The sequence below is a fragment of the Bradyrhizobium sp. 33ap4 genome, from assembly GCF_032654765.1.
Classification (GTDB): domain Bacteria; phylum Pseudomonadota; class Alphaproteobacteria; order Rhizobiales; family Xanthobacteraceae; genus Bradyrhizobium; species Bradyrhizobium australafricanum.
The window spans coordinates 1-4,163 of record NZ_JAUMTJ010000139.1; the positions used below are offsets into that span (position 1 = coordinate 1).

Consider the following 4,163-nt stretch of genomic DNA (forward strand, 5'->3'; position numbering starts at 1 on the left):
ACTTAGAAACACAACTATAACACTCAACCCCTTGGCTCACAGAACGACATGTCTACGATCCGACTTGCTGTCTGCACAGACTATTCCACACGATATGCCGAAACCAAAGCAGTACCACACGCCACGGCGAAGGAGGTAGCAAAATTCTTCATAGAACAAATCGTCCTTCGCCACGGTGCTCCTGAAGCTGTTATTACTGATCGAGGCGCCGCATTCACCGCCAACCTCATGCAGGAAATTTTACGTCTCAGCCATACACAGCACCGGCGTACCACGGCCTACCATCCGCAGACAAACGGCTTAACGGAGCGACTCAACAAAACAATCGGCGATATGCTGGCGATGTACGTCGATATCGAACATAAAACGTGGGACGAGATACTTCCGTACGTAACCTTCGCCTATAATACCGCCATCCAAGAGACAACTGGCTATACACCATTCCACCTCGTTTACGGGAGGGAGCCGACAACAATGCTCGACGCAATGTTACCGCACCAGCCCGACCCCGAAATCGACCTGGACGCCATCAGAATCTCCGAACGAGCCGAAGAAGCCAGACAGCTGGCCAGGGTACGCATACAGCAACAGCAAAGCCGCGACGCCCACCGTTACAACCTGCGCAGACGTGAGGTCCGCTTCGCACCTGGGGACCTCGTTTGGGTGTGGTCTCCAATACGACGCCGCGGCCTCAGCGAAAAGCTTCTGAAGAGATACTTCGGCCCGTATAAAGTCCTCCGTCCCGTCGGGGACCTGGATTACGAAGTCGTGCCAGAGGCCTCCACTCCATCGCGTCGCACATGCGCCCCGGAAATAGTCCACGTTGTCCGCATGAAGCCGTACTACCGCCGTTAGCACTCCGCCACGACGAACCATGCATCGAGGCGATGCATCGCTCTCAAAGGAGGGAGTAATGTGGCGTCTGGGGTGCCAGCACGATCACCATCATCATCTGTAGCCGTGGCTGGTGGCAGCGCGCGTGCTTTTGAATCGGCACGGACACATTCATTCCATCATCCGATCTCGACCCGCAGCCACACGGCTTTGCTCCATCCCGATTAAAGCCACTGCTCAAGCTTTTTATCCGTGAAATTTTCTGGTGGAGGTGCGGGGCACTACCCCCATCGCATTTCCAGTATCACGGAAGCCCTGCGGTACAGCCGGCGACTCTGTGGTCTTCCACCCGAAGGGCTAACGTCAACCGTACCACCGGACATGACTCGAACTGCCACGCAGACCGGCTTTCAGCAACTCGCCTACCCAGTCATCGCCCGCAACGCCCGGGTCTTTAACGGTGACGGCAGTGACGACGTGGACGACTGGATAGCGCAGTACGAACGGGTGTGCAGAGCCAACTTCTGGAGCGACGAGTTACAGCTGGCCAACGCGTACTTCTTCATTGAGGGACCCGCTCGGACGTGGTTCGAGAACCATGAGCCCGAACTGTCATCATGGGACGCCTTTAAGACAGGAATCAAGAAGGCTTTCGCGGCCCACTACCGACAAGAGCGTGCTGAAGAACTGCTCCGAACCAGGATACAGCTCCCCAACGAGACCGTCACATCGTACACGGAAGACATCCTCCGCCTTGTACGACGGGTCGACCCCGCTATGCCTGAGCATAAGAGGGTAAAACACCTGCTCCACGGAGTTAAAGAGGACATTTTCCGCTCTCTTGCCAGGGACATTCCGGAGACCGCCGATGCATTCCTCAGCGAAGCCCTGAAGATAGAGAAAGCCATGTGCAGTAGAAATCGTCCCCACTCCGCTTGCCTCCAAACGTCTCCCTGTGACGACCAGTCTCTAAGGAGCATTATACGGCAAATCGTCAGAGAAGAGATTGAGAGGATGCTTCTGCCATCAAACGTTCATCCGCCGCCCCCTGCACTAGCCACGATGATTAGGGAGGAGGTACAGGCAGCAGTGTTGGCGTCCCCAGCCAATGCTGGTGTAGGCTGCCATCCGCCTTCGCCGTCCTACGCGTCTGCACTGAGACAGGCATCGGTGGCCTCACCCTCAGGTTGGCAAGACTACCGCTCCTCAGAAATGCCTGCCCGCTATGACCGTAATACTGACTACCGCTCCCCAGAAATACCTGCCCGCTACGACCGTAATTCTGCCGACCGCCCGGCGCCGAGGAAAACAGACGTCTGGCGCACTCCAGACAGAAGGCCACTCTGTTACCACTGTGGCGAGGCCAACCACATTTATCGTGGTTGCCCCTATCGACGCATCGGGCTCCCTGGGTTTTCTCCGAATGCACCCCGACCCCGACCTGGCGACCTGCCGCCTGCCATTGCCGAGTACATGCGCCGGGACAACACGTCCGCAGAACCAATACCGCCTCGACCAAGGTCATCGTCGCCGTACCCTCCGAACTCGATGTCTCGCCGTCAGAGTAGGTCGCCGTCTCCTCGCCGCCCGCGGGAAAACTAGGCAGGGCAGCTCCAGGAGGTGAAGCTGCTCACGAACAGGTACAGCAAAAGCCTCCAGCTATGACACCGGACGCCGAACAGCCTGCCAGAGGAGACCTTACGAATAACCTGCGAATTGTTATCGACGGACGAGAAATCATAGCTCTCGTGGATACTGGCGCCGACGACTGTATCATTAGCGCAAAACTCGCCGCCGACTTGCGTAAGGTGACAACACCGTGGGATGGACCGCAGATTCGGACCGCTGGGAACCACTTGTTAACGCCGTACGGGAAATGCACTGCTTCCGTCTCCGTTAGGGGCGTCCAGTACGTCGTTAGCTTCATTGTTCTTGAAAACAGTGCACGCGATGTCATACTGGGGATGGACTTCCTCCGAGAAAACGGCGCCGTCATTGACCTCGATGCGGGTGTTATTTCTTTTCGCATCCCCTGCGAAGACTGCGACAATCAGGAAGCTAACGAAATGATGAATGACACCAGTGCCCAAGTCAACGAGCCGGTTTTCATCTCTGATTCCTGTGTCGACATACCGCCGTGGTCGACAGCTTCTGTTGCGGTCCATATCAGTCGCCCTTGCCTCCCGCCGGTCCTTGTGGAAGGAAGCATGGATCTGTTCCTCCAACGGGGCATCGGTGTTGCCAGGGGTTTGGTAGATTTCCAGCGTGGAAACGCCGAAATTCTGGTCACCAACTTCAGGTGTGAACCGCAGCGCCTCAGGAACGGCTCGAAGATAGGGACATTTGCCGACATCATGCCGGATCAGACCTTGTCCCTACTCGCCGAAGATGCCAAGCTCCAGTGCCGTACGCAAGGACCACAGTTTGATGTCAACCCTGAACTCCAAAGCGATTATCGACGGCGCCTACTAGGACTTCTGCACGAGTACGAGGGCTGCTTTTCCACGTCGGAGCGAGTGCAGCAAACGCATACTGCCAAACACCGCATAATAGTCGACGACACTGTCCGTCCGATCAAGCAGATGCCGTACCGAGTGTCCCAAAAAGAGCGGGAGACCATCCAACGTCAAGTGCAGGAGATGCTTGATGATGACGTCATCCAGCCGTCCTGCAGCCCATGGTCGTCGCCTGTCGTCCTAGTTAAAAAAAAGACGGCACCTTGCGGTTCTGCGTGGACTACCGAAAACTGAACAACGTCACAAAGAAAGACGTTTATCCTCTGCCACGTATAGACGACACTCTCGACAGATTACGGCACTCTACGTACTTCTCCTCCATGGATTTGAAGAGTGGATACTGGCAGATCGAGGTCGACGAAAGGGATCGCGAGAAAACGGCATTTGTTACACCGGACGGGCTGTACGAATTTAAAGTCATGCCGTTCGGACTGTGTACGGCACCCGCGACTTTCCAGCGTGTCATGGACACTGTTCTCGCTGGTCTCAAGTGGCAAACGTGTCTTGTTTACCTCGATGACGTCGTGGTCTTCGCTCCAGATTTTGATGAACACCTGAGAAGACTAAGAGTTATTCTCGACACCCTTAAGAAGGCTCACTTGACGTTGAAACCGGCCAAGTGCCACTTTGGATACCAGGAGCTAAAATTCCTTGGTCACGTAATTACTCCGAAAGGAGTACTTCCTGATCCAGACAAGACGAAAGCCGTTGCCAATTTCCCCACTCCACAATCTAAAAGTCGGATCGTAGCCATGTCGTTCTGTGAGCCAAGGAGTTGACACGAGACTTTGTCTTCCTAAGACCGCTTGGCCT

4 protein-coding genes are annotated in these 4,163 nt (G+C 55.5%); all 4 read left to right on the forward strand.

Annotation, left to right across the window (positions count from 1 at the left end; translation table 11 throughout):
• Nucleotides 1-48 precede the first annotated feature (48 nt).
• The 4 genes from Q2M23_RS43170 to Q2M23_RS43180 all read left to right on the forward strand — a co-directional run bounded on the left by Q2M23_RS43170 (nucleotide 49) and on the right by Q2M23_RS43180 (nucleotide 4,129).
• A complete protein-coding gene (locus Q2M23_RS43170; protein ID WP_316399454.1) occupies nucleotides 49-855 on the forward strand; it encodes a DDE-type integrase/transposase/recombinase in 807 nt (268 codons plus the stop codon).
• A 360-nt stretch (nucleotides 856-1,215) separates the two neighbouring features.
• On the forward strand, nucleotides 1,216-2,436 hold the full coding sequence (locus Q2M23_RS44365; protein ID WP_410469845.1) for a hypothetical protein: 1,221 nt from the start codon (nucleotides 1,216-1,218) through the stop codon (nucleotides 2,434-2,436).
• Nucleotides 2,437-2,495: 59 nt separating this feature from the next.
• Nucleotides 2,496-3,584, forward strand: coding sequence for a retropepsin-like aspartic protease (locus tag Q2M23_RS43175; protein WP_316399455.1), 1,089 nt, complete (start codon nucleotides 2,496-2,498; stop codon nucleotides 3,582-3,584).
• Nucleotides 3,566-4,129: a reverse transcriptase family protein gene (locus Q2M23_RS43180; protein ID WP_316399456.1), complete on the forward strand. Its 564-nt coding sequence runs from the start codon at nucleotides 3,566-3,568 to the stop codon at nucleotides 4,127-4,129. The genes Q2M23_RS43175 and Q2M23_RS43180 overlap by 19 nt, the downstream gene beginning before the upstream one ends.
• Nucleotides 4,130-4,163: the final 34 nt, after the last annotated feature.